Source organism: Collimonas sp. NPDC087041 (genome assembly GCF_044745265.1).
Taxonomy (GTDB): Bacteria; Pseudomonadota; Gammaproteobacteria; order Burkholderiales; family Burkholderiaceae_D; genus Collimonas.
In genome coordinates this window covers 187,307-211,609 of sequence record NZ_JBIUZX010000004.1, presented here as the reverse complement: position 1 = coordinate 211,609, position 24,303 = coordinate 187,307, and the positions used below count along the sequence as shown (strand labels likewise).

Below are 24,303 nucleotides of genomic sequence, written 5' to 3'. Positions count from 1 at the left end.
AGACCATGACGCAATTGCATTCAAGTATCGACCGCGGCAGTCAGGACACGCCGCTGATCGAACAAACCATCGGCCGTTTTTTCGACGACATGGTGGAGCGCGTTGCAGACAACGACGCGCTGGTATCACGCCATCAGCAGGTTCGCCTTAGCTATCGGCAGCTGCAGACCGAAGCCCGGCGCCTGGCCAGCGCCATGCTCAAGCTTGGCCTGCAGCCGGGCGATCGCATCGGCATCTGGTCGCACAACAACGCCGAGTGGCTGCTGACGCAACTGGCGACGGCTTACGCCGGCATCATCCTGGTCAACATCAATCCGGCCTATCGGGTCAGCGAGTTGGAGTACGCGCTGAACAATGTCGGCTGCAAGGCATTGATTTCGATGACCAGTTTCAAGACCAGCGATTACCTGGAGATGATCCGCACATTGGCGCCGGAATTGCAGCACGCGACGCCGGGCGCATTGCAAGCCGCGCGTCTGCCGACATTGAAGACGGTGATCCAGCTTGGCCGCGACGACGTGCCTGGCATGTTGCGCTTCAGGGATTTCATCGCCGGCGGCGATCCGTCCGATCCGCAGTTGGCACAGCTTGGAAACACCCTACAAGCCAGCGATCCGATCAATATCCAATTCACCAGCGGCACCACCGGTTTCCCCAAAGGGGCGACGCTGACTCATCGCAACATCCTGAACAACGGTTTTTTCATCGGCGAAGCGATGAAGCTGACTGCGCAGGACCGGCTCTGCATTCCAGTGCCTTTGTACCACTGCTTCGGCATGGTGCTCGGCAACCTGGCTTGCCTGACGCACGGCGCCACGATCGTCTACCCGAACGACGGCTTCGAGCCGCTGTCGGTGCTGCAGGCGGTACAGGAAGAACGTTGCACCGGCTTGCACGGCGTGCCCACCATGTTCATTGCCGAGCTCGATCATCCGCGCTTTGCCGAATTCGATTTGTCGACGCTGCGCACCGGCATCATGGCCGGCTCGCCGTGTCCGATCGAGGTGATGAAGCGCGTGGTGCGCGACATGCATCTTGAGGAAATCACGATTGCCTACGGCATGACGGAAACCAGTCCGGTCAGCTGCCAAAGCATGACCGACACGCCGCTGGAAAAGCGGGTGTCGACGGTGGGCTGCGTGCAGCCGCATCTGCAGATCAAGATTGTTGATCCGGAGTCGGGCGAGATCATGCCTATCGGCAGTTCCGGCGAGTTGTGCACCCACGGTTATTCGGTGATGCACGGTTACTGGGGCGACGAGGAAAAGACGCGCGAAGCGATCGACAACGAAGGCTGGATGCACACCGGTGACCTGGCGACGATGGATGCCGAAGGCTACGTCAATATCGTCGGCCGCATGAAAGACATGGTGATCCGCGGCGGTGAGAATATTTATCCGCGCGAGATAGAAGAATTTTTGTATCGCCATCCGGCGATCCAGGATGTCCAGGTGGTCGGTTTGCCGGACCAGAAGTATGGCGAGGAATTGTGCGCATGGATCATCCGACGGCCAGGCCAGGCGCTGGATGAGCAGGGCGTGCGCGATTTCTGCCTGGGCCAGATCGCGCACTACAAGGTGCCGCGCTACATCCGTTTTGTCGACGCTTTCCCGATGACGGTAACCGGCAAGATACAGAAATTCAAGATTCGCGAAGCGATGAAGGACGAGCTCAAGCTCAACGATATCCGCACCGCATAATAATTCAAAATACAAGACACAAAGGACATTGCAATGCCCCAGTTAGAAAGCAAGCTGAATCCGCGCAGCGAAGAATTCCAGCAGAATGCCAACGCCCTCAATTTGCTGGTCGATGATTTGCGGCAGAAGGTGGCGCAGATCGCCGAAGGCGGCGGCGAAGCGGCGCGCGCCAAGCACGTCGCACGTGGCAAGCTACTGCCGCGCGAACGGGTGCAGATGCTGCTCGATCCGGGCACACCGTTCCTCGAATTTTCCCAGTTGGCTGCCTATCACGTCTACAAGGACAAGGATGGCAGCGATGCCGCGCCGGCTGCCGGCGTGATTACCGGCATCGGCCGCATCGCCGGCCAGGAATGCGTGATCGTCTGCAACGACGCTACCGTCAAGGGCGGCACCTACTATCCGCTGAGCGTGAAGAAGCATTTGCGGGCGCAGGAAATCGCCGAGCAGAACAACCTGCCTTGCATTTACCTGGTCGACAGCGGCGGCGCCAACCTGCCTAATCAGGATGAAGTATTCCCGGATCGCGATCACTTCGGCCGCATCTTCTTCAACCAGGCCAACCTGTCGGCCAAGGGCATCCCGCAAATCGCCGTGGTGATGGGTTCGTGCACAGCAGGCGGCGCATATGTGCCGGCGATGAGCGACGAATCGATTATCGTCAAGAACCAAGGCACGATTTTCCTGGCCGGTCCACCGCTGGTGAAGGCAGCTACTGGTGAAGTGGTCAGCGCCGAAGACCTCGGCGGCGGCGATGTACACACGCGCCTGTCCGGCGTGGCGGATCACCTGGCGCAGAACGACACGCACGCGCTGTCGCTGGCGCGCACCATCGTCTCCAACCTGAACCGCCAGAAACCGCAAGGTCCGCTATTGCGTCCGGTGGTCGAGCCAAAGTATCCGGCGCAGGAATTGTACGGCGTGATTCCGCTCGATACCCGCAAGCCTTTCGATGTGCGCGAAGTGATTGCGCGCGTGGTCGACGGCAGTGAGTTCGACGAATTCAAGGCGCGTTACGGCACTACGCTGATCTGCGGCTTTGCACATATCTACGGCATGCCGGTCGGCATCATCGCCAACAACGGCATCCTGTTTTCAGAAGCGGCCTTGAAAGGCACGCACTTCATCGAGCTGTGCTCGCAACGCAAGATCCCGCTGGTGTTCCTGCAAAACATCACCGGCTTCATGGTTGGTCGTCGTTACGAAAATGAAGGCATCGCACGCAATGGCGCCAAGATGGTGACTGCGGTGGCGACCACCTCGGTGCCGAAGCTGACGGTGATCATCGGCGGTAGTTTCGGCGCCGGCAATTACGGCATGTGCGGCCGCGCCTATTCGCCGCGTTTCCTGTGGATGTGGCCGAACGCACGGATTTCGGTGATGGGTGGCGAACAGGCCGCCGGCGTCCTGGCGACCGTCAAGCGCGATGGTATTGAAGGCAAGGGCGGTAGCTGGAGCGCCGATGAGGAAGAGGCGTTCAAGAAGCCGATCCGCGATCAGTATGAGCACCAGGGTCATCCGTATTACGCGTCGGCGCGTTTGTGGGACGACGGCGTGATCGATCCGGCCGATACGCGCAGGGTGCTGGGCCTGGGTCTGAGCGCGGCGCTGAATGCGCCGATCGCTGAAACGAAGTTCGGTGTATTCCGCATGTAACTCAACAATACGCATCAACAGGGATAAAAATAAAATGCATAAACTCACGAAGAAATCGCAATTGGCATTGGTGCTGACTTGCGCGCTGGCGGCCATCTGCTGGCAAGGAACCGCGCAGGCGCGCAACACCAGGTTGCTGCTGCCGATCGATACAGTTGTGCCGCCGAAAACGGCGCAGGCGCAAGCACAGCCGCAGCCGGCGGGCCAGGTAGCGGCGCACAAGGGCGACGATGACGATATGGTCATCATCTTCGGTGAGGCGGCAGTGCCGCAAGGGTTGAAGTTCGTGTCGCAGGACATCCAGGCCAGGGGCGAGGTCCAACCGAGTTTCAGGCATGGTTACGAGGATGAGGCGATTTGCCAACAGGCTTTCCGCAAGGCGATGGTCAAACTGATAGGCCAGGCACGCGCGCAGGGCGCCAATGCAGTGGTTGGCATCGTCAGCAACTACAACCATGCCACCGTCATGGACAGCCCGACCCAGTATGAGTGCCACGCTGGCACAACCCGCGCGGTGGTTGACCTGAAAGCGAAGCTGGCCAAGATCGACGGCTTGTCCGACGCACCGGCGCCGAAGGCAAATTGATGCGACACGCATCGACAAGCCGGGAGCAGCGAAACGCAATCACCAAGGGGCAAATGGGAATGATCGATTTTTCAAGAAGAAGCTGTCTCGGGCTGGCGTTTGCCTGCGTGCTGGCGAACGGGTTCTGGCCGACGGCGGCGCAAGCGCGCAATACCAAGTTACTGCTGCCGGTTGAACCGGTATTTGCGCAGAAGGTAGTCCAGCGGGCTGTCGGTAGCGACATGTCGATCATCTTCGGCGCAGCGATACCGGACGGCACGAGCTTGTTGTCGGATGAAATTTACGTCAGAGGCGAGGCCAAGCCCAACTATCGCGCAGTCAGAAGCGACGACTCGGATGTCTGCAAACTTGCCTTGCAAAATGCCTTGCTTGACCTGGTGCAGCAGGCACGCGCCAGGAACGCCAACGCGCTGGTCGGCATTGTCAGTTACTACGATCGCCTGGCGGTGATGAATAGCCCGACCCAATATGAATGCCATGCGGGGGCCACGCGCGCAGTCGTCGATCTCAAAGCCAGGCTGGGCAAGATCGACCGTATTGCCAGCGTTCCTGCCGGTGTCGCCGCCGCGCCGGCGCCGTCGGAAGCGCGCTTGTTTCCGCCAGCATCCGGTTTTGCCGATATCAGCGACTCCCGGCACATACCGTTTCTGGATCAGCAGGGCCGTGAAGCCTATCAACTGTGGTTGACCAGAGTTGGTACCAAGGCTTTTGTCATTGCCGAAGACGGTCATTGGACGCAAACCTGGGGCAATCCGCCCGACCAGAATTTGCCAAGGGATCCTGCGGTGCGCGCCTTGCAACTTTGCTACAACCTGAGCGGCAGGAACTGCCAGTTGTATGCGATCGACAGCACCGTGGTGTATCGGGCCAGCGCCGCCGCCTTGCCGGCGCCGCGATCGACGCCGGGAACTGCCGCAGCGCTGGCAGGTGAATGAGTGTAGCCAAACAATCATCATGAAAAAAATGAAACCGTCATCAGCCAGTTGGGCAGCGCGTCATGCGCTGGGATGCTCATGTATTGCGCTCAGCGCGTGGTCCGGCCATGCCGCCGCGCAGGCCTTGGCGCAGGATTTGAACGAAGCGGTCATCAAGCTGCCGGTGACGGTCAAGAACCTGTATGGCCGCAGCGTTAGCGGTAATGTCACGGTGACGCAGTTCAAGCCGGCCGGAGCTGGGCCGTTTCCGATCGTCATCATCAGTCATGGCCGTAGCGGCGAGAATCGCGCCACGCCACCGCGTTTCCGGTATACCCAGCAGGCGCGTTTTTTCATAGAGCGCGGGTTTGCCGTGTTCGTACCGACCCGCCTTGGCTACGGCGAGGCCGGTGTCGATCCCGATCCCGAGGATAGCGGCAGCTGCAACCAGAAAGACTATGGGCCGATGGCCGATGCCGCATCTACCGAAGTGCTGGCGGTTCTCGATTTCGCCAAGCAGCAGCCTTACGTGAATCCGCAACGCGTGTTGCTGGTCGGCCAATCGGTCGGCGGCTATACGACCACTGCGACTGCGGCCAGGAATCCGGCGGGGCTGGTGGCGGCGATCAATTTTGCCGGCGGCGCCGGCGGTGATCCGGTCGCCCATCCTGGCGTGCCTTGCCAGGGCGATAAACTGGAAAGCATGTACGCGCAATTCGGCAAGACCACCAAGGTGCCGATGCTCTGGATCTACACCGAGAACGACCTGTATTTTGGGCCGAAATACAGCCAGGCCTGGCAGGCCGCTTTCAACAAGGCGGGCGGACAGGCCGAATACAAATTGCTGCCGCCATTTGCCAAGAACGGACACACGCTGTTCGCCGGCGGACTCAGCATCTGGGAGCCGGTCGTGGCCGATTTCCTGGACCGTAACGGATTTCCTGCGGAGCCATTGAAAAAATGATGCAAGCTTATTTTGAATCGCTGGCGCGCTACCATGTGTGGGCCACCGAGAAATTGCTCGAACAGATTGCTGCCATCAACGAGGAAGATTATCGTCGCGATTGCGGTCTGTTTTTTCATTCGATACATGGCACTTTGAACCATATGCTGGTCAGTGAGCGCCATTGGTATTCACGCATTGCCGATGGCATTTCGCTGAAAATGGCGCTGGATACCGAATTGGAAAGCCGGCGCGATCTCCTGGCGCGCGCCGTGGCCGACGCCTCGCAACATTGGGGCGCATGGCTGTCGAGCGATCCGCAACGGGATTATTCCGGCAATCTGCAATACACCCGGGCAACCGGCGCTTCGGCTGCGGCGCCGCTGACGGCGGTGCTCGGCCACGTTTTCAACCACGCCACCCACCATCGCGGCCAGATCACTGCGGCGCTGACCGCCATGGGTTACGCGTGTCCGGAACTGGATTTTATTTACTTGGCGGTGGCAACGCAGCAAGCGGAGATGAACAAATGACTTACCAGACTTTGACTATACAACGCGCGGCACAGGTAGCCACCATCGTGCTCAACCGGCCCGAAGTGCGCAATGCCTTCAATGAAACCATGATTGCGGAAATTACCCACGCTTTCCTGGACCTGGGCGGCAGCGCCGAGGTACGCGCCATCGTGCTGGCGGCGAATGGCGCAGCGTTCTGCGCCGGCGGCGATCTCAACTGGATGAAGGCGATGGCGGATTACACGCCGGAGCAGAATCGCGCCGACGCCGCCCAGCTGGCGACGATGCTGCGCACCATTTACCAATGTCCGAAGCCGGTGATCGCCAAAGTACAGGGCGATTGCTATGCAGGCGGCTTGGGGCTGGTGTCGGCATGCGATATCGTGGTTGCCGTGGATAGCGCCCAGTTCTGCCTGTCGGAAGTGAAAATCGGCCTGATCCCGGCTACCATCTCGCCTTACGTCATCAAGTCGATCGGCGAATCGGCCGCGCGCCGCTATTTCATTACCGCCGAGCGCTTTTCGGCAGAAACCGCACAGCGGCATGGGCTGGTGCATGAAGTTGTCGCAGCGGAAACACTGGATGAATCCGTGAACCAGCTGCTCAAGGCGTTATTGGCGGCCAGCCCCAACGCCGTCACCGAAGCCAAGCGCCTGGTGCGGGCGATTGCCGGCCAGCCACTGACGGAAACGCTGATCGCCGATACCGTGGAAGATATCGCCAAGATCCGTGCTTCTGTCGAAGGCCGGGAGGGCGTGCGCGCCTTCCTGGAGAAGCGTAAACCGTCCTGGCTACAGTGATTGCGTCGCGATCACATACAATCTCGTTCTTGCGGAGGCGATTTTGCCGACGCGAGTGCTGGAAACAATATTAAATGATTAACGAAGCATTTTTGAACGATCCTTACCCCGCGTACCACGCGCTGCGTGCCGAAGGGCCGCTGCATTGGAGCCCCGAGTTCTGCGGCGGCGCCTGGCTGCTCACCGGCCATGCCGATGTCGCCGCCGTGCTGCGCGATCCGCGCTTCTCGGTGCGGCGCGCCGGCGGCTGGGCGAATAGCAGCGGACCGGGGGCATTGACTGAACTCCGTGAATTCAAGCGCATTTTTTCGCGCTCGCTGCTGTTCGTCGATGCGCCACAGCACACCCGCCTGCGCCAGGTGATGAACGCCGGCTTCAAACCGGCAGCGTTGCAGGAATTGGCGCCGCAGATCCAGACCATCGTCACTCGTCTGCTGGACGACGTGTTGGCGAAGGCCGCTGTCGGCACCGGACAGTTTGCTGAATTTGCTCAGTTTGACTTCATGCGCGATTTCGCCCGCCCGCTGCCGGCGCTGGTGATTGCCAGCATGCTCGGCATCGCCGCCGAAGATCGCAGCGAATTTGTCGCCTGGTCCGACGACATCGCCGCCTTCATCGGCAGCCCGACGCCGACGCTGGAAATTGCCCGGCGCGCCCAGGTCAGCCTGATCGCGATGAACGAATATTTCCGCCAACTGCTGCCGCAGCGCCGGGCAGCCCTTGGCGACGATTTGATGAGCCAGCTGATCCGCGCCGAAGCCAGCGGCGGCATCATCACCACCAAGGAATTGCTGGCGCAATGCTGCACGCTGCTGTTCGCCGGCCATGAAACCACGCGTAACCTGCTCGGCAACGGCATGCTGGCGTTGCTGCAGCATCCGCAGCAATGGCAGGCGCTGCAAGCAGAGCCATCCTTGCTGCCATCCGCGTTGAAGGAATTGCTGCGTTTCGACAGCCCGGTGCAATATACCGGCCGTCGCCTCAAGGTCGATGTCGAGATGCATGGCCAGGTCATGAAGAAGGGCGACCTGGTGATTCCGCTGATCGGCGCGGCCAATCACGACCCGGCCAAGTTTACCGATCCGGACCGGCTCGATATTCGCCGCAACGAAGGTGCGCATCTGTCTTTCGGTTACGGCCCGCATGTCTGTATCGGCGCCACGTTGACTTATCTGGAAGCGGAAATTGCGATGCGCAGCGTAATGCAGCGCCTGCCGCAACTGGGATTGGTCGGCGACACGCAATCCTGGGGCGAGAACGCGGTATATCGCAGCTTGAACCGCTTGCCGTTGCAATTTGCGCGGCCATCGCCGGCGGCGCATGTACAAACGGCGGAAGTCCACTATGCCTGAGTTGCTGAATCAGATTCGCGAGCAGCTGGCCGCATTGCAAGAACAGAAGCTGCTGCGCAAGCGTCGTATCGTTGACGGTCCGCAAGGGCCGTTGCTGGATGTCGACGGCCGCCAGTACCTGGCATTTTGCAGCAACGATTATCTCGGTTTGGCGAATCATCCTGCATTACATGCGGCAGCCGCAGCCGGACTGGAAAAATACGGCGTCGGCGCCAGCGCATCGGCGCTGATCAGCGGCCACACCAGCGTGGTCGAGGAGTTGGAACAGGCATTGGCGGCTTTCGTCGGCATGCCGCGCGCCTTGCATTTTTCGACCGGCTACATGGCCAACATGGGAACCATCCCGGCACTGGTCGGCCCTGGCGATGTGGTGTTCTCGGACCGTCTGAACCATGCCTGCCTGATCGACGGCGCACGCTTGTCCGGCGCGCAGTTCCGTATTTATCCGCATGCCGATGTGGCGCGCCTGGAACAGTTGCTGGCCAAGAGCAGCAGCCCGCGCAAACTGATTGTCACCGATGCGATCTTCAGCATGGATGGCGATATTGCGCCGTTGCCGGAACTGCTGGCCCTGTGCGAAAAATACGATGCCTGGATGCTGGTCGACGATGCTCACGGTTTCGGCGTGCTGGGGCCGCAGGGACGCGGCAGCCTGGCGCATTTCGGCATCCAGTCGCAACGCATCCTGTACATGGGGACCTTGGGCAAGGCCGCCGGCGTCGCCGGTGCTTTCGTTGCCGGCGATGCGCTACTGATTGAATGGCTGCTGCAACGCGCGCGGACCTACGTGTTCACTACTGCCAGCCCACCGTTGCTGGCGAGCGCCTTGTTGGCGGCCGTCAAGGTGATGCAGGACGAAGATTGGCGGCATCAGCATCTGCGTGAACTGATTGCACGTTTGCGCAGCGGCCTGGCTGGTTTGCCGTGGCCGCTGCTGCCATCCGAGACCGCGGTGCAGGCTTTGATCGTCGAAGATAACCAACTGGCGCTGGACCTGATGGAAGGCTTGCGCGAGCAAGGCATCTGGGTGCCGGCAATCCGTCCGCCGACGGTGCCGAAGGGTACTGCGCGTTTGCGCATTTCGTTGTCGGCGGCACACAGTATCGAACAAGTAGACCAGCTGGCGAGCGCGTTGCATGCGCTGGCTGCGAATAATGCCGACGCGTCAGCGCGAGGCATGACAAGGAATGTAATTGAATAAATCTGAAAAAAATCTCCCCGCACCGCAATCGGAGCTGGTCCGGCGTAGCCTGGCCAGTGTCTGGCATCCGTGCACCCAGATGCAGCACCATGAAACGGTGCCGCTGATTGCGGTCGGCCGCGGCCGCGGCGCCTGGCTGTACGACACCGACGGCAAGCGTTATCTGGACGGGATCAGCTCCTGGTGGGTCAATCTGTTCGGCCATGCCAATCCGCGCATCAATGCTGCGTTGAAGGATCAACTCGATCAACTTGAGCATGCGATGCTGGCCGGCTTCACGCACGAACCGGTGGTGCAGTTGTCGGAACAACTGGCGGCGCGCACCGGCAATGTATTGGGACACTGTTTCTATGCGTCTGATGGCGCTTCGGCGGTCGAGATCGCACTGAAGATGAGTTTTCATGCGTGGCGCAACGCCGGCTATGCCGACAAGCAGGAATTCGTTTGCCTCAAGGGCAGCTATCACGGTGAAACCATCGGCGCGCTGGCAGTGACCGATGTGCCGCTGTTTCGCGATGCCTACGGCCCGTTGCTGCGCCAGGCGCACGTGGTGGCGTCGCCCGATGCCCGTGCCGCGCGCGACGGCGAGACTGCCGCCGATGTGGCGCGCCGCGCCGCCGCGACGCTGGAGAAGTTGCTGCAGCAGCGCTCCAGCCATATCGCCGCCATCATCATCGAACCGCTGGTGCAATGCGCCACCGGCATGGCGATGCACGATCCGGTCTATTTACGCGATCTGCGCGCATTATGCGATCGCTACAAGGTTCATCTGATTTTTGACGAAATCGCCGTCGGCTGCGGCCGCACCGGCACTTTCTTCGCATCCGAACAAGCCGCAGCTGCTGGCGAGGCGCCGATCTGGCCGGATTTCCTGTGCCTGTCGAAAGGCATCAGTGGCGGATATCTTCCATTGTCGCTGGTGATGACGCGCGATGAAATCTACCAGGCGTTCTACGATAACGATCTGGCGCGCGGCTTCCTGCACTCGCATTCCTACACCGGCAACCCGCTGGCTTGTCGCGCTGCGTTGGCGACGCTGGCGATCTTCGACGAAGACGATGTGATCAACACCAACCGCCAGCGCGCGCAGCGTATTACCGCCGCGCTGGCGCCGTTGGCGCAGCATGCGAAAGTGCGGCATTTCCGCCAGCAGGGCATGATCTGGGCATTCGATGCGGTAATCGACAACAAGGCGCAGGCGGCGACTTTTTCGCGGCGCTTTTTTGCCAGCGCGGTGGAACAGGAATTGTTGTTGCGGCCGATCGGCAAGACCGTCTACCTGATGCCGCCGTACATCCTCGACGATGAGGAAATCGATTTGCTGGCGACACGTACCGCTGCGGTTTTTGAAAGCGTGGTCGGCAATGATTGATCAAACCACAGACTCTTTCAAGGCAGCCTGGTTCATTGCCGGCACCGACACTGAAATCGGCAAGACATTGATTGCCGGTGCGATGTTGCACGCACTCACCAAGACCGGCGTCCGCAGCGCCGGCATGAAGCCGGTCGCCGCTGGCGCCGAACTGCGCGATGGCGTCTGGCATAACGATGATGCGGATGTCCTGGCGGCGGAAGCCAGCGTGGCATTGCCGCAGGAATTGACGACGCCGTTTTTGCTGCGTCAACCGACCGCGCCGCATATCGCCGCAGCGCAGGAACAGCGGACGATCGAACTGGAACATATCCTGACCTGTTATAGACAGCTCACCGGCCTGGCTGATGCCGTGGTGGTAGAAGGCGTCGGCGGTTTCCGCGTGCCGCTCAACGATAAACACGATACCGCCGACCTGGCGCAGCAGCTCGGCTTGCCGGTGGTGCTGGTGGTGGGCCTGCGGCTCGGCTGTATCAACCATGCCATGTTGACCGTCGAGGCAATCGCCGCGCGCGGACTGCAGCTTGCCGGCTGGGTCGCCAATACGGTGGATGCCGCGATGCTTAACGGCGACGCCAATATCGCGGCGCTGAAGAGCCGCATCCAGGCACCGTTCCTGGGCCGCGTGCCGCGCATGCCCGAGTTACCTGCCAAGGCGCTGGTCAAGGCCGCCGCCGATCATCTGGATTTTTCATGTTTGCCGGGTTGGCCGCTGCCATCCGGCATTCACTCTTAACCCTATTCCCTCAACACAAAGGAAGTTAGATCATGTCATCGCAACCAATTACATTCCAACCAGCCGCCAAGCCGCTGGTGCTGCCAGCCGATGCCAAGTGGCCGGTGCAAGCCGTGCTGGACCTGTTCAACATGCCGTTCAATGAATTGCTGTTCAAGGCACAGCAGGTGCATCGCGAGAATTTCGATCCGAACGAAGTCGAACTGGCGACGCTGTTGTCGATCAAGACCGGCGGCTGCCCTGAAGATTGCGGCTACTGCCCGCAAGCGGCGCGCTACGACACCGGCGTCACTGCGCAAAAAATGCTGCCGCTGGATACCGTGCTGGATGCGGCGCGTCAAGCCAAGGCGCATGGCGCCACCCGTTTCTGCATGGGTGCTGCATGGCGCGAACCGAAAGATCGCGATCTGGAAAAGGTTGAAGAAATGGTGCGCGAAGTCAAGGCGCTCGGCCTGGAAACCTGCGCCACTTTGGGCATGTTGGGCGAAGGCCACGCTGAACGCCTGAAGAATGCCGGCCTCGATTACTACAACCACAATCTCGACACCGCCCCGGAAATCTACGGCGACATCATCACCACCCGTGATTACCAGAACCGCCTCGACACGCTCGACAGCGTGCGCGGCGCCGGCATCAAGGTTTGCTGCGGCGGCATCGTCGGCATGGGCGAATCGCGCCTGCAGCGCGCCGGCCTGGTAGCGCAATTGGCCAATCTGGAGCCGTATCCTGAATCGGTGCCGGTCAACAATCTGGTACAGGTTGAAGGCACACCGCTGCACGGTATCGCACCGATCGACCTGTTCGAATTCGTCCGCACCGTGGCGGTCGCGCGCATCACCATGCCGAAGGCGCGCGTGCGTCTGTCGGCTGGCCGCCGGCAAATGGGTGACGGCATCCAGGCCCTGTGTTTCCTGGCCGGCGCCAACTCGATTTTCTACGGCGACAAGCTGCTCACCACCGGCAATCCGGAAGTTGAGGAAGACCGCGCATTGCTGGACCGGCTTGGCATGCATTCGCGCTCGTCTGCGTTCGATGCGCGTTGCGAAGTAACCGCCGATAGCACAGCAAAACAATAAGAACAAAAATAAGAGGAGGAGACAGCATGTTCACTAAAATCCTGATTGCCAATCGTGGCGAGATCGCCTGCCGCGTGGCAGCCACCGCACGACGCATGGGTATCAAAACCGTGGCCGTGTATTCGGAAGCCGATGCCGGCGCCAAGCACGTTGCGGTATGCGACGAGGCGGTGTTGATCGGGCCGCCTGCGGCCAAGGAAAGTTACCTGCGCGCCGACAAGATCATCGAAGTGGCGCTCGCCACCGGCGCCCAGGCGATTCATCCGGGTTATGGTTTCCTGTCGGAGAATGCGCAGTTCGCCGCGGCCTGCGCCAAGGCCGGCCTGGTGTTCATTGGCCCACCGGCCAGCGCGATTTCAGCCATGGGTTCTAAATCGGCAGCCAAGGCCTTGATGGAAAAAGCCAAGGTGCCGCTGGTGCCTGGCTATCACGGCGACAACCAGGATGCGGAATTCCTGCAGACCGAAGCCGACAAGATCACCTATCCGGTGCTGCTCAAGGCCAGCGCCGGCGGTGGCGGCAAGGGCATGCGTATCGTCGAGCAGAGCGCCGATTTCAAGGCTGCGCTGGCATCTTGCAAACGCGAGGCGATCAACAGTTTTGGCGACGACAAGGTGCTGGTGGAAAGATACCTGACCCGGCCGCGTCACATCGAAATCCAGGTCTTCGCCGATACCCAGGGCGATTGCGTCTACCTGTTCGAACGCGATTGTTCGGTACAGCGGCGTCACCAGAAAGTGCTGGAAGAAGCGCCGGCGCCGGGCATGACGGCAGAACGCCGACGTGCGATGGGCGAAGCGGCGGTAGCCGCGGCCAAGGCGGTCGGCTATGTCGGCGCCGGCACGGTCGAATTCATCGCCAACCAGGATGGTTCTTTCTATTTCATGGAAATGAATACCCGCTTGCAGGTCGAGCATCCTGTTACCGAAATGATTACCGGCCTTGACCTGGTCGAGTGGCAATTGCGCGTCGCCGCGGGCCAACCGCTGCCGCTCAAGCAAGAGCAACTGAAGCTGAGCGGCCATGCACTGGAAGCGCGGATCTATGCAGAAAATCCGGACAAGGGATTCTTGCCGTCGATTGGCACCCTGCGTCATTTGCGTACACCTGCGGCCAACGAGTTCATTGTCAGCCAATCCAGCGCCAGCATTGTGCGTATCGATTCCGGCGTGCGTGAGGGCGATGCGATCTCACCTTTCTACGATCCAATGATCGCCAAACTGATCGTCTGGGGCCAGGATCGGCAACAGGCGCTGGCGGCCATGGCGAAGGCCTTGGCTGAATATCAGATCGTTGGCCTGGCCAGCAACGTCAAATTCCTGCAGCGCCTGATTGGCAGCAAGGCGTTTTCCGAAGCCGACCTGGATACTGGTTTGATTGAACGGCATCACGATGCGTTGTTCCCGGCTGCCGCGCCTGTCGCGATTGAAGTGCTGGCGCTGGCTTCGGCGTCGTTGCTGCTGTCGGAACGCAACGCCGTCAACAATGCCGGCAGCGATCCGTGGACCAATACCGATGGCTGGCGCTTGAACGGCAGCCTGCAACGCCGGCTGGCGTTTGTCGACGACGGCACTCCCAGTCCGGTGGATGTCATGTACGAAGCCGGGCGCTGGCTGTTGCATCACGCGCAGCATCAAGGACAGCAATTCAACCAGATGACCGTATTGCAGCAGAACGGCAATGCCATCGAAATCAGCCTTGGCGACAGAACCGTGAGCGGCACCGTGGTGCGCCAGGGTGAGCAGTTCCACGTGTTCCATGGCGGTAGCCATTATGTGCTGGGCTATATCGATCCGATGCTGCACGCCGGCGACGCCGAAGCCGAAGGCGGCCGCCTGACGGCGCCGATGCCTGGCAAGATCGTCGCGCTCTTGGTGACGCAAGGCGAGCAGGTAAAAAAAGGCGCACCATTGCTGATCATGGAAGCGATGAAGATGGAACACACCATCGCCGCTCCGGCCGATGGCTTGGTCGAAGAACTGCTGTATGCGGTCGGCGACCAGGTCAGCGAGTCGGCGCAGTTGCTGGTATTTAAACCGGCATAGAGAGTTAAGCGGGATGAAGAGTTAGGCGGGGTCAGAATTTTTTTACGACAGCTTCATCGTCGTAAATTACTTTGACCCCAATTAACGGCCCACGGAGTAAGCGCCATCGCATTCGCGTTGTAAAAAGTAAGAGGACCCAACAGTGAAACTCCTGTGTTACGTACCCCCAGGCAGCGACTTCGAACGCTGGATCGCCGATTTCAACAAGGCGCTGCCGCAAGCCGAAGTCCGTTTCTGGCAGGAAGGCGACAATGCCCCCGCCGACTACGCACTGGTGTGGCGGCCACCGCCAGCGATGCTGCAAGGACGCAGCGATCTCAAAGCCATCTTCAACCTCGGCGCCGGTGTCGATGCGATCCTGAAACTGGGCGACGCACTGCCGGCCGGCGTGCCGCTGATTCGTATCGAAGACGGCGGCATGGCGATCCAGATGGCCAGTTATGTCACGCATGCGGTATTGGGCTATTTCGGCCGTTACGACATCTATCGCCAACAAGCCGCGCGCCGCGAATGGCGGCCGTTGCCGGAGCCGAGCAAGCGCGATTTCAGCATCGGTATCCTCGGCCTGGGCGTGCTTGGTTCGCGCATCGCCGCGGCATTGGCGCATTTCGAATTTCCGTTGAACGGCTGGAGCCGCACTCCCAAGGAGTTGCCGGGCGTACGCAATTTTGTTGGCGACGATGCGCTCGACGAGTTCCTGCGGGCGTCGCGGGTGCTGGTTTGCATCCTGCCGTTGACCGACGCCACGCGCGGCATCGTCAATCGGAAAAATATGGAAAAATTGCAGAAGGGCGCGGAAGGCGCCTATCTGATCAACGTTGCGCGCGGCGGCCATGTAGTTGAGGCCGATTTGCTGGCGTTGATCCACGAAGGCCAGATCGCCGCGGCGACGCTGGATGTGTTCGAGCAGGAACCGCTGCCGCCAGGACATCCGTTCTGGCAGGAACCGCGTATCAGCATTACGCCGCATATCTCCGCCATCACGGTGGATGAAGATTCGGTGCAGCAGATTTGCGCCAAGATACAGTTGCTGGAACAAGGCAAGACGGTGAGCGGCATCATCGATCGCAGCAACGGATACTAGAACAATTACGAGGCAAGCCATGACATTCCCCAGCAAAGTGAAAATCGTTGAAGTCGGACCGCGTGACGGCCTGCAAAACGAAAAGGAAACCATCCCGGCGGACGTGAAAATCGCGCTGGTGGATCAGCTCACCAAAGCCGGTTTCGTCAACATCGAAGCGGCGTCATTTGTGTCGCCAAAATGGGTGCCGCAAATGGCCACCTCGGCGGAAGTGATGGCAGCCATCCAGCGCAAGCCTGGCGTGATTTATTCCGCGCTGGTGCCGAACATGAAAGGCCTGGAAGCTGCACTGGCCGCCGGTGCTGACGAGATGGTGATTTTCGGCGCCGCATCCGAGGCGTTCTCGCAAAAGAACATCAACTGCTCAATCGCCGAATCGATCGAGCGCTTCCGTGAAGTCGCGCAGGTCGCCAAGCAGGAAGGCAAACGCCTGCGCGGCAGCATCAGCTGCGTATTTGGTTGTCCTTATCAGGGCGAAGTCGGCATCGACTCGGTGGTTGACGTACTGCATCGCTTGCGCGACCTCGGCTGCGATGAAATCGATATCGCCGACACCATCGGCGTCGCCACGCCGAACAAAGTCCACACAGTGATGCAAAGGCTGGTGCAGGAATTCCCGATCGAGCGTTTGTCCGGCCATTTCCACGACACCTACGGCCAGGCTTTGGCCAACATCTACGCCAGCCTGGAAGTCGGTATTTCCATTTACCACTCGTCAGTCGCCGGTTTAGGTGGCTGCCCGTATGCCAAGGGCGCAACCGGCAACGTATCGTCGGAAGATGTGTTGTACATGATGCAGGGATTGGGTATCGAAACCGGCATCGATCTTGATGCGGTGGTGGACGCCGGCCAGTTCATTTCGAAGCATCTCGGACGCAAGGCAGTCAGCCGGGCGGGCAATGCGATTGCGGCGAAGCGGGTGGCCGGCTGATCCAGGCAGAATGATCATCTGTTTCATGCAATGTGGATAGCGTAAATATGGAAAATCAAAAACTCCCCGACACCGCACAACGTGTCGCCAATCTGCTGGCCGATATCGGCCACGACAAGCAAGTCGTCATGCTCTCGGAAACCGGCAAGACCTCGGCCGAGGCAGCCGCCGGACTGGGTTGCAGCGTGGCCGAGATTGCCAAGTCGATCGTGTTTCGGCGCCTGGCCGACGATGCGGCGGTGATGGTAGTTGCGAGCGGCAGCAATCGTGTCGATGAAGCCAAGGTGGCGGCGATCGTCGGACCGCTGGGGAAGGCCGATGCACGCTTCGTCAAGGAGCGCATCGGTTACGCAATTGGCGGCGTCTGCCCGATCGGCCATGTCGGCAAGACGGTGATGTTGATCGATGAGGATCTGCTGGCGCTTGATAGTGTCTGGGCCGCAGCTGGACATCCCCATGCGGTATTCAACCTGACGCCGCAGCAACTGGTGTCAATGACTGCGGCGCCGGTGGCGGACGTTGCGTTACGGGCCTGATTGACGCTGCAAGCAGGCCACTGCAGCACTTACTCGTCCGTGGCGATTTTCAGGGTTGCGGTTTTATACCAGTCGATCTTGCGGGTGACGGTCATGATGATCGCAAGGATCACGAACAGCATCAGGCTACCCAGCAGCAGCGCGTTATCTTCCGAAACCAGCAAGCCATACAGCGTGCCATACAGCAGCGTCAGCATGGCGCTGAAGCCGAGCGCGCGGGCGACGCTGCGCAGCACTTGCGACAGATAGAAGCCGAGCAAGCCGATACAGGCGACGCTGGCGATCAGGTAGGCAATCCAGAATTCAATGTGTTCGGACAGGCTGACCAGCAGCAGAAAGAAGATCGCCAGTCCGAGGCCGACCAGCAGATACTGGATCGGATGGATCGGCAGTTGCTTGATGGTTTCAAAGATGAAGAAACCGACGAAGGTCAGCAACACGAACAGCAGGCCGTACTTGGTGGCGCGATCGGCTTGTGAATAAATGTTCACCGGTTCTGCCAGCTGGATTTCCAGGTTTTCCACGGCACTCTTGCTGCCACCACCGGTGAGCAACACCCGTTGTGCGCCGGAAGCCAGCGACGACACTTCCCACACTGCGTGGAAACCTTTATCCGAAATCTCGCGCGTCCGTGGCAGGAAGCTGCCGCCGAATTGCGGGTGCGGCCAGCTGGACGCCAGTTCGATGCGGTTGTTGTCAGCCAGCGGCGTGATCGCCAGGTTCTCGGTACCGGCCAGGGTCAGGTCAAGCGAGAAATCGAACTTGCCACCGTTGTTCAGCGTGGCGGCCGGCAGATTGACGTGCATGCCGGAGCCGAAGCTGCCGGCGCCTTGTTCCACTGGTAGTGGCTTGGCGTCGATCTTGAACGTTGGTGAACCGACCAGGCCGCGCACATCGCTGATGCCGATCGACAGGTAAGGCTGTTGCAGGCTGATCCGGTCGGCCTCCAGTTTTGCCGGGGAAGGCAATTCAAATTCGATGCTGCCGCTGGCTTGGCTTTGCAACTCATACACATGCACCTTGTGCAGGCCGCGATAGCGTTCGGCCGGCAGCAGCTTGCCCTGCATCTGCAGGTCTTTCGGAAAGAACAGATATTGCCGGTCTTCGGTGCGGCTGCTGTAGGTTTTCTTGCCGCCGGCATCCTGCCCGGTCAATTCGTCGATCCGGATCTTGTACGGCACCACCAGGATTGGTCCGGTAACGGTCTGGCTGCCGGCATAGCTGGCAGCGATCGACGCCACCGCTTCCTGCCGATGCTGCTGGCGATCCTGGACGGTGTCGCGGATCAGGCCCAGCGGGATCAGGATCAGTAAGGTCAGGGCAACAATTGCCAGGGTTTTGAGTAGCAGGGGTCGGTTCATGGTCTCTCTCGATCTGATCAAAGTGACACAGCGTCACGGTCGGCATCAGTGTAAGAAGAGCGTGTGAATCGATGACGGCGGCTATATGGCGCCGCCGGGAAGGGAATGTGAAGCCAGTGTGAAGCGGCGCTAAATCATGCCTGTGCTGCAGGAAGGTTCAAGCGCGCCTCGGCGCCGCCGTTGCTGCGGTTGGACAGAGTGATCGTGCCGTGATGCAGCTGCGCCACCTGTTGCACGAAGCACAGACCGAGGCCGGTGCTTTTTTCATTGCTATGCGGCCGCGGTAGCGAATAAAACCGCTCGAACACGCGCGCCAGCGCATAGTCAGGAATGCCGGGACCATTGTCCGTAACCACCAGCGTCACCATGCCGGCGGCATCGGATTCGGCGCGGACGGTGATGATACTCGCGGGCGGCGCGAAATCGATGGCATTTTCCAGCAGGTTGAGTAATGCCTGGCGCAGCAGGAACAGTTCGCCGCGCAATGCCGGCAGCTGTGACGCATTGTCGATCTGCAGCGTCACCTGCGCCTGCCGCAGGCGTGGCTCCAGCAACGTGACCAGATCTTCAAGCAATTTTCCGGTATCGATCGTGACGATATTTTCCAGCGTCTGCCGATGTTCGATGGCGGCCAGCGCCAGCATCTTTTCGATCAGTTCCGCCAGCCGTTGCGACTGGCTGCGGATGTTGTGGGCGAAGCGGCGCCGCTGTGCTTCCGGCAAATCCTCGTCAAGCAGCTCGGCGGCGCCCTGGATCGCCGCCAGCGGGCTCTTCATTTCGTGCGTCAGGCTGTGGATGTATTGTTCGACATACTGCTTGCCTTCCAGCTTCTGCCGCATCGTTTCCAGCGCCCGGCCGAGTTCGACGATTTCGCTGGCGCCCTTGGTCGGCGGTTGCGCCCGTTCGCCGGCGCTGACGGCGCGGGCATAGCGTTGCAGCGCGCCCAGCGAGCGGCTGATCCACAAGGTGACTATCAGTCCGACCGCCAGCGACAGCACCAGCAGCAGGCCGCCCCAGCGCAGGATGGTCCTTTCGCTTTGGGAAATCGCCGGCTGCAAGGTATTGTTGGGCTTGGCCACAGTCAGCACGCCGATCATCTTGCCGTTGTCGATGATCGGTGCGGCTACGTGCATCACAGTAGTGCGGTCGTCATTGTCGACATCGCGCGTGGAACGCACGCCGTAATTACCTTGCAGCGTCAGGTAGACATCGTTGCGGCGCGAGTAATCCTGGCCGACCGCGCGGCCGGTGGAATCGAACAGTACGATGCCCTTCAGATCGGTGACGTAGATGCGGTAATCCAGCGTGGTTTTGCGAAAACCCCAGATTTTTGCATTGATGTCGCGATGGCCGTATTCGCGTACGCGATTGGCGAAGTTGCCGTCGGCGATGCGGTTCTGCTTCATGTCGTCGGCCGCCAGCTCGGCCAGGATGTTGGCGGTATCGACCAGCGTGTCTTCCATCGCCTGCCGCACTGCCGGCTTGACCTCGGCCAGGAACACGCGCTGGATGAAGATGCCGGCCAGGCCGACGATCAGGAAATAACCGAGCAGGACGCGAATGCCGAGTTTCATGGCTTGGCCGATGTACCGTTGACGTCGGGTTCGACCGAATAACCCAGGCCGCGATGGGTATGGATCAAGTCAATTGCCGGCGCCACGGCTTTCAGTTTGATGCGCAGCGTCTTGATATGGGTATCAACGGTGCGGTCGGTGCTGTCCGGAGCGTTGTGCCAGATCGAATCCATCAACTGGTTGCGGGTGAAAATTCCACCTGGCCGGCTCAACAGCATGTTCAGCAGCAAATACTCGTAACGGGTCAGTTGCAGCGTCTGGCCGGCATAGCGGATACGCATGCCGATCTGGTCTTGCTCAAAGGCGCCGAGCGTGGCCGTTGGCGCGGCTTCTGGTACAGCCTCCGTGTGACCCAGACGCCTCAGCACAACACGAATGCGGGCCGCCAGCTCACGTGGTGAAAACGGCTTGACCATGTAATCGTCAGCACCAATTTCAAGGCCGATCAGGCGGTCGATTTCGCCGCCGCGCGCGGTCAGGAAAATCACCGGTAGCGAGGAAAAACGGCGCAGTTCGCGGCAGACGTCGAAGCCGCTCATGTCGGGCAGGCCGACATCCAGCACCAGCAAATCGAACTGGCCGCTGCGCGCCTGCTGCAATACATCGCTACCGATCAGGCAATGATGCACTTGGAATCCTTCGCTGCCGAGTGCATAAATCACGGTGTCGGCGATGGCGCTTTCGTCTTCGGCCAGTAGAATATTGGGCATGCGGGTGTCGCTCTGGATGGCTCTGGTGTCGCGTATTATATGAACAAACACGAGATAAATGCCGGACAAGTTGCCACAAGAGCAGCATCGTAGTCAGCCAAACAGATAGAGACCTAGTGAAAATCACCGATATCAAGCCAGTCAGTCCAGTATCGCCGCTTGCCGCCAGCGTTGAGCGCCAGGTCCATGACGACAGCGCTTCACCCTGCATCAACGTGTGCGTGATGAGCGCCGCCAGCGGTTTGTGCGACGGCTGCCAGCGCACTATCGATGAAATCGCAGCATGGGGTAGCGCCAGCCTTGAACAGAAACGTCACATCTGGCAACTGATCCGGCAACGACGGGCGGCGCGATGAGTGCGTTGCCGCCGACGATGCGGGTGCTGGAACGCGGTTGGCTGTCGTCCAACAACGTCCTGTTTCTAGGCCGTGATCAGACCGCGCTGGTTGATAGCGGCTATCTCACCCATGCCGTGCAGACCGTGGCGCTGGTGGCGCACGGCTTGCAGGGCCGGCCGCTGGACCGCTTGCTGAACACCCATCTGCATTCCGATCACTGCGGCGGCAACGCCGCCTTGCAGCATGCCTATCGCTGCCGTACGTCGATTCCGGCTTCGGAAGCCGAGGCGGTGCGCAGCTGGGATCAGGATGCACTGACCTTTAGCGGCACCGGCCAGCAATGCGCGCGTTTCAGTTTCGACGATACCTTGCAGCATGGCGACCTGGTCATGCTCGGCGATTTGCAATGGCAAGTGTTGGCGGCCGCCGGCCACGATCCGCATTCACTGGTTTTCTACTGCGCCGAGGAGCGCATCCTGATCTCGGCCGACGCCTTGTGGGAAAACGGTTTCGGCGTGATTTTTCCGGAGCTGGACGGTAGCTCCGGCTTTGCCGAGGCGCGCGCTACGCTGGAACTGATTGCCGGCCTTGACGTGCAAATGGTGATTCCCGGCCACGGCAGCCCGTTCAGCGGGGCGGGTGCAGCGTTGGAGACGGCCTTTGCACGGCTCGATTACCTGGCCGCAGATCCATTGCGCAACGCCCACAATGCAATCAAGGTGCTGCTGAAATTCCTGCTGCTGGAACGGCAGCAGCTGAAGTTGGATGAACTGCCGCAGATGTTGTCGGCGCTGCCGCTGGTGGCTGCCGCCAACCGGCGCTTCCTGCAGTTAAGCGATGCCGCGCTGGCCGAATGGACGGCCGCGCAACTGGTGCGTGCCGGCGCTGCAGAGATACGTGACGGCTTCTTGCTGAACCGGTAGCGAATAAGCACTGAGGATAGGCACTGAGGACAGGCATTGATACAACGCAGATATGTTGTTGTAAAGCAAAGTTGCAGTGGATTTTAGAGCTTGAAATCTAGCACGACCGTACTTTTTATTCCCGCCTTCGTCCTATAATCGTTTTCTCTCATCCCAATTCAAGAGGTCGTTATGGCACTGCCAGCCGCGTTGCAAAACCTGAGCCTTCCCGTGATCGGCTCGCCGATGTTCATCGCCAGCGGTCCGGCGCTGGTGGCCGCACAGTGCAAGGCCGGCATCGTCGGCTCGTTTCCCGCGCTGAATGCCCGCCCGGCCGAATTGCTGGATGTCTGGCTGACCGATCTGAAGGCCGAACTTGCCGCCTACAAGGCCGAGCACCCGGACGCCAAGATCGGACCGATTGCCGTCAACCAGATCGTCCATCAATCGAACGACCGGCTGGCGCACGATGTTGCCGTCTGCGTCCAGCATCAGGTGCCGATCATCATCTCCAGCCTGCGCGCGCCGCCGCCGGAAATGATGGATGCGATCCACAGCTACGGCGGCATCGTGCTGCACGATGTGATTTCGATCCGCCATGCGCAGAAGGCGCTGGAAGCCGGGGTCGATGGTTTGATCCTGGTGGCGGCCGGCGCCGGCGGCCATGCCGGCCCGCTGTCGCCGTTCGCTCTGGTGGGCGAAGTGCGCAAATTCTTCAAGGGACCGATTGCCTTGTCGGGAGCGATTGCCACCGGTGATGCAATCCTGGCGGCGCAGGCAATGGGCGCCGACTTTGCCTACATTGGCTCGCGCTGGCTGGCGACCAAGGAAGCGCACGTCGACGACGCCTATCGCCAGGCAATCGTCGAATCGACCGCGGCCGATGTGGTCTACACCAACCTGTTCACCGGCGTGCATGGCAACTACCTGAAAAAATCCATCGTCAACGCCGGCCTCGATCCTGACAACCTGCCGGAAGCCGACAAATCGAAGATGAACTTCGGCTCCGGCGGCACCGGCGCCAAAGCCTGGCGCGATATCTGGGGCGCAGGTCAGGGCGTAGGATTGATGGATGATGTGCCGAGCGTGGCGCAGATGGTGGATCGCCTGCAGACGGAATACCAGGCAGCGCGCAAGCGTCTGGCGTTGTAACAAGTCGCACGCCGTTGCATGGGGCCGCGTTGATTGCGCGGCCCTTTTTCATTGGGCCGGCAGTTTGGCAAATCAATTCGGCAGGATGGACAGGATGAACGTCGCGCCGCTCAGGCCGATTTGTCGACGCTGGAAACGGCCAGCCAATCCGACAAGATCTGTAGCAATTCTTCAGGTTTTTCGAGTGGCGTCATGTGTCCGCAATCTTCGATCAGCACCATCTTCGCTGCCGGAATCTGGGCTTGCATCTGCTGTGCTTCGGCGACACTGCTCAACTGATCGTTGCGGCTGGCAACGATCAGCGTCGGGCAGTGAATCTTTTGCAGTTCGGCGTAGCCGTCGCTGCGCAATGCCGACAATTGGCGGATGAAAACCTCCTTGCCGTTGCGCAGCGCCATCGCCTGCAGGCGATCCAGCAGTGCGCGGTCGTTGGCGCGATCGGGATGCACCGAGGACGCCAGCGCGCGGCTGGTCAAGCCTTTGAACGGCACTTGCCGGGCCAGTTCCAGCTGCATCCGGTTGCCGGCGATTTCACGCGCGTCCTGCTGGCGCGCCGAAGTATTCAGCAAGCCCAGCGCGATGACCCGCTGCGGCGCTTGCTGCATGATCGCCTGGGCGACATAGCCGCCCATCGAAAAGCCGATCAGGACGAAACGCTCGGGGGCGTGTTGCAGCACCCGCGCCGCCATCGCGCTGATCGTATCGTCCTGGCCGAGATCGCCGAAATGCAGCTGGCCCAAGTGCTGCAGGCCATCGCGCATGTCGTCCCACAGCGCCTGGTCTAGCATGAAGCCGGGCAGCAGCAATAGATCAGGCAAA

23 protein-coding genes are annotated in these 24,303 nt (G+C 60.4%); 19 read left to right on the top strand and 4 right to left on the bottom strand.

Going from position 1 to position 24,303, the window contains the following annotated elements; genetic code table 11:
- The first annotated feature begins 5 nt into the window (after nucleotides 1–5).
- From ACIPF8_RS09275 to ACIPF8_RS09200, 16 genes are all read left to right on the top strand, one after another.
- Entirely contained in the window at nucleotides 6–1,700 is a 1,695-nt protein-coding gene (locus ACIPF8_RS09275) for an AMP-binding protein (protein ID WP_400419949.1), read from the top strand.
- 33 nt (nucleotides 1,701–1,733) lie between these two features.
- Nucleotides 1,734–3,356: a carboxyl transferase domain-containing protein gene (locus tag ACIPF8_RS09270; RefSeq protein ID WP_400419946.1), complete on the top strand. Its 1,623-nt coding sequence runs from the start codon at nucleotides 1,734–1,736 to the stop codon at nucleotides 3,354–3,356.
- 34 nt (nucleotides 3,357–3,390) lie between these two features.
- Nucleotides 3,391–3,942 carry a hypothetical protein gene (locus tag ACIPF8_RS09265; protein WP_400419944.1) on the top strand — a complete coding sequence of 184 codons (552 nt, stop codon included), beginning with the start codon at nucleotides 3,391–3,393 and terminating at the stop codon, nucleotides 3,940–3,942.
- A 59-nt stretch (nucleotides 3,943–4,001) separates the two neighbouring features.
- On the top strand, nucleotides 4,002–4,877 hold the full coding sequence (locus ACIPF8_RS09260) for a hypothetical protein (protein ID WP_400419941.1): 876 nt from the start codon (nucleotides 4,002–4,004) through the stop codon (nucleotides 4,875–4,877).
- 28 nt (nucleotides 4,878–4,905) lie between these two features.
- Nucleotides 4,906–5,820, top strand: a complete 915-nt coding sequence (locus ACIPF8_RS09255) for a dienelactone hydrolase family protein (RefSeq protein ID WP_400419938.1) — start codon at nucleotides 4,906–4,908, stop codon at nucleotides 5,818–5,820.
- Entirely contained in the window at nucleotides 5,817–6,332 is a 516-nt protein-coding gene (locus tag ACIPF8_RS09250; protein WP_400419935.1) for a DinB family protein, read from the top strand. Before ACIPF8_RS09255 ends, ACIPF8_RS09250 begins: the two co-directional genes overlap by 4 nt.
- Entirely contained in the window at nucleotides 6,329–7,114 is a 786-nt protein-coding gene (locus ACIPF8_RS09245; protein WP_400419932.1) for an enoyl-CoA hydratase/isomerase family protein, read from the top strand. The genes ACIPF8_RS09250 and ACIPF8_RS09245 overlap by 4 nt, the downstream gene beginning before the upstream one ends.
- 74 nt (nucleotides 7,115–7,188) lie before the next feature.
- Entirely contained in the window at nucleotides 7,189–8,466 is a 1,278-nt protein-coding gene (locus ACIPF8_RS09240) for a cytochrome P450 (protein WP_400419930.1), read from the top strand.
- Nucleotides 8,459–9,667, top strand: a complete 1,209-nt coding sequence (gene bioF, locus ACIPF8_RS09235; protein WP_400419927.1) for an 8-amino-7-oxononanoate synthase — start codon at nucleotides 8,459–8,461, stop codon at nucleotides 9,665–9,667. The genes ACIPF8_RS09240 and bioF overlap by 8 nt, the downstream gene beginning before the upstream one ends.
- Complete coding sequence (bioA, locus tag ACIPF8_RS09230; RefSeq protein ID WP_400419924.1) at nucleotides 9,660–11,039, top strand: adenosylmethionine--8-amino-7-oxononanoate transaminase; 1,380 nt, start codon at nucleotides 9,660–9,662, stop codon at nucleotides 11,037–11,039. Before bioF ends, bioA begins: the two co-directional genes overlap by 8 nt.
- Complete coding sequence (gene bioD, locus ACIPF8_RS09225; RefSeq protein ID WP_400419921.1) at nucleotides 11,032–11,775, top strand: dethiobiotin synthase; 744 nt, start codon at nucleotides 11,032–11,034, stop codon at nucleotides 11,773–11,775. Before bioA ends, bioD begins: the two co-directional genes overlap by 8 nt.
- Nucleotides 11,776–11,807: 32 nt before the next feature.
- Nucleotides 11,808–12,851: a biotin synthase BioB gene (bioB, locus tag ACIPF8_RS09220; protein ID WP_400419918.1), complete on the top strand. Its 1,044-nt coding sequence runs from the start codon at nucleotides 11,808–11,810 to the stop codon at nucleotides 12,849–12,851.
- Nucleotides 12,852–12,877: 26 nt separating this feature from the next.
- Nucleotides 12,878–14,896, top strand: coding sequence for an acetyl/propionyl/methylcrotonyl-CoA carboxylase subunit alpha (locus ACIPF8_RS09215; protein WP_400419916.1), 2,019 nt, complete (start codon nucleotides 12,878–12,880; stop codon nucleotides 14,894–14,896).
- A 142-nt stretch (nucleotides 14,897–15,038) separates the two neighbouring features.
- Nucleotides 15,039–15,980 (top strand): 2-hydroxyacid dehydrogenase, encoded by a 942-nt coding sequence (locus ACIPF8_RS09210; RefSeq protein WP_400419914.1) that lies wholly within the window; start codon nucleotides 15,039–15,041, stop codon nucleotides 15,978–15,980.
- Nucleotides 15,981–15,999: 19 nt separating this feature from the next.
- Entirely contained in the window at nucleotides 16,000–16,911 is a 912-nt protein-coding gene (locus ACIPF8_RS09205; RefSeq protein WP_400419911.1) for a hydroxymethylglutaryl-CoA lyase, read from the top strand.
- Between the two features lie 47 nt (nucleotides 16,912–16,958).
- Nucleotides 16,959–17,447: a YbaK/EbsC family protein gene (locus ACIPF8_RS09200; RefSeq protein ID WP_400419909.1), complete on the top strand. Its 489-nt coding sequence runs from the start codon at nucleotides 16,959–16,961 to the stop codon at nucleotides 17,445–17,447.
- Nucleotides 17,448–17,476: 29 nt separating this feature from the next.
- Here the strand turns inward: ACIPF8_RS09200 and creD are convergent, their stop codons facing one another.
- The 3 genes from creD to creB form a co-directional block, all read right to left on the bottom strand.
- Nucleotides 17,477–18,808: a cell envelope integrity protein CreD gene (gene creD, locus ACIPF8_RS09195; RefSeq protein WP_400419906.1), complete on the bottom strand. Its 1,332-nt coding sequence runs from the start codon at nucleotides 18,806–18,808 to the stop codon at nucleotides 17,477–17,479.
- Between the two features lie 134 nt (nucleotides 18,809–18,942).
- A complete protein-coding gene (creC, locus tag ACIPF8_RS09190) occupies nucleotides 18,943–20,382 on the bottom strand; it encodes a two-component system sensor histidine kinase CreC (RefSeq protein ID WP_400419903.1) in 1,440 nt (479 codons plus the stop codon).
- Nucleotides 20,379–21,092, bottom strand: a complete 714-nt coding sequence (creB, locus tag ACIPF8_RS09185) for a two-component system response regulator CreB (RefSeq protein WP_400419901.1) — start codon at nucleotides 21,090–21,092, stop codon at nucleotides 20,379–20,381. Before creB ends, creC begins: the two co-directional genes overlap by 4 nt.
- Nucleotides 21,093–21,208: 116 nt before the next feature.
- On the opposite strand from creB, the gene ACIPF8_RS09180 reads away from it, so the two are divergent.
- The 3 genes from ACIPF8_RS09180 (at nucleotide 21,209) to ACIPF8_RS09170 (ending at nucleotide 23,484) form a co-directional block, all read left to right on the top strand.
- A complete protein-coding gene (locus ACIPF8_RS09180; protein ID WP_400419899.1) occupies nucleotides 21,209–21,448 on the top strand; it encodes a DUF1289 domain-containing protein in 240 nt (79 codons plus the stop codon).
- Nucleotides 21,445–22,353: an MBL fold metallo-hydrolase gene (locus tag ACIPF8_RS09175; RefSeq protein ID WP_400419897.1), complete on the top strand. Its 909-nt coding sequence runs from the start codon at nucleotides 21,445–21,447 to the stop codon at nucleotides 22,351–22,353. The genes ACIPF8_RS09180 and ACIPF8_RS09175 overlap by 4 nt, the downstream gene beginning before the upstream one ends.
- Before the next feature lie 171 nt (nucleotides 22,354–22,524).
- On the top strand, nucleotides 22,525–23,484 hold the full coding sequence (locus tag ACIPF8_RS09170; protein WP_400419895.1) for an NAD(P)H-dependent flavin oxidoreductase: 960 nt from the start codon (nucleotides 22,525–22,527) through the stop codon (nucleotides 23,482–23,484).
- 110 nt (nucleotides 23,485–23,594) lie between these two features.
- Here ACIPF8_RS09170 and ACIPF8_RS09165 read toward each other — a convergent pair whose 3' ends face one another.
- Complete coding sequence (locus ACIPF8_RS09165) at nucleotides 23,595–24,302, bottom strand: alpha/beta fold hydrolase (RefSeq protein WP_400420536.1); 708 nt, start codon at nucleotides 24,300–24,302, stop codon at nucleotides 23,595–23,597.
- Between the last annotated feature and the right edge of the window lies 1 nt (nucleotide 24,303).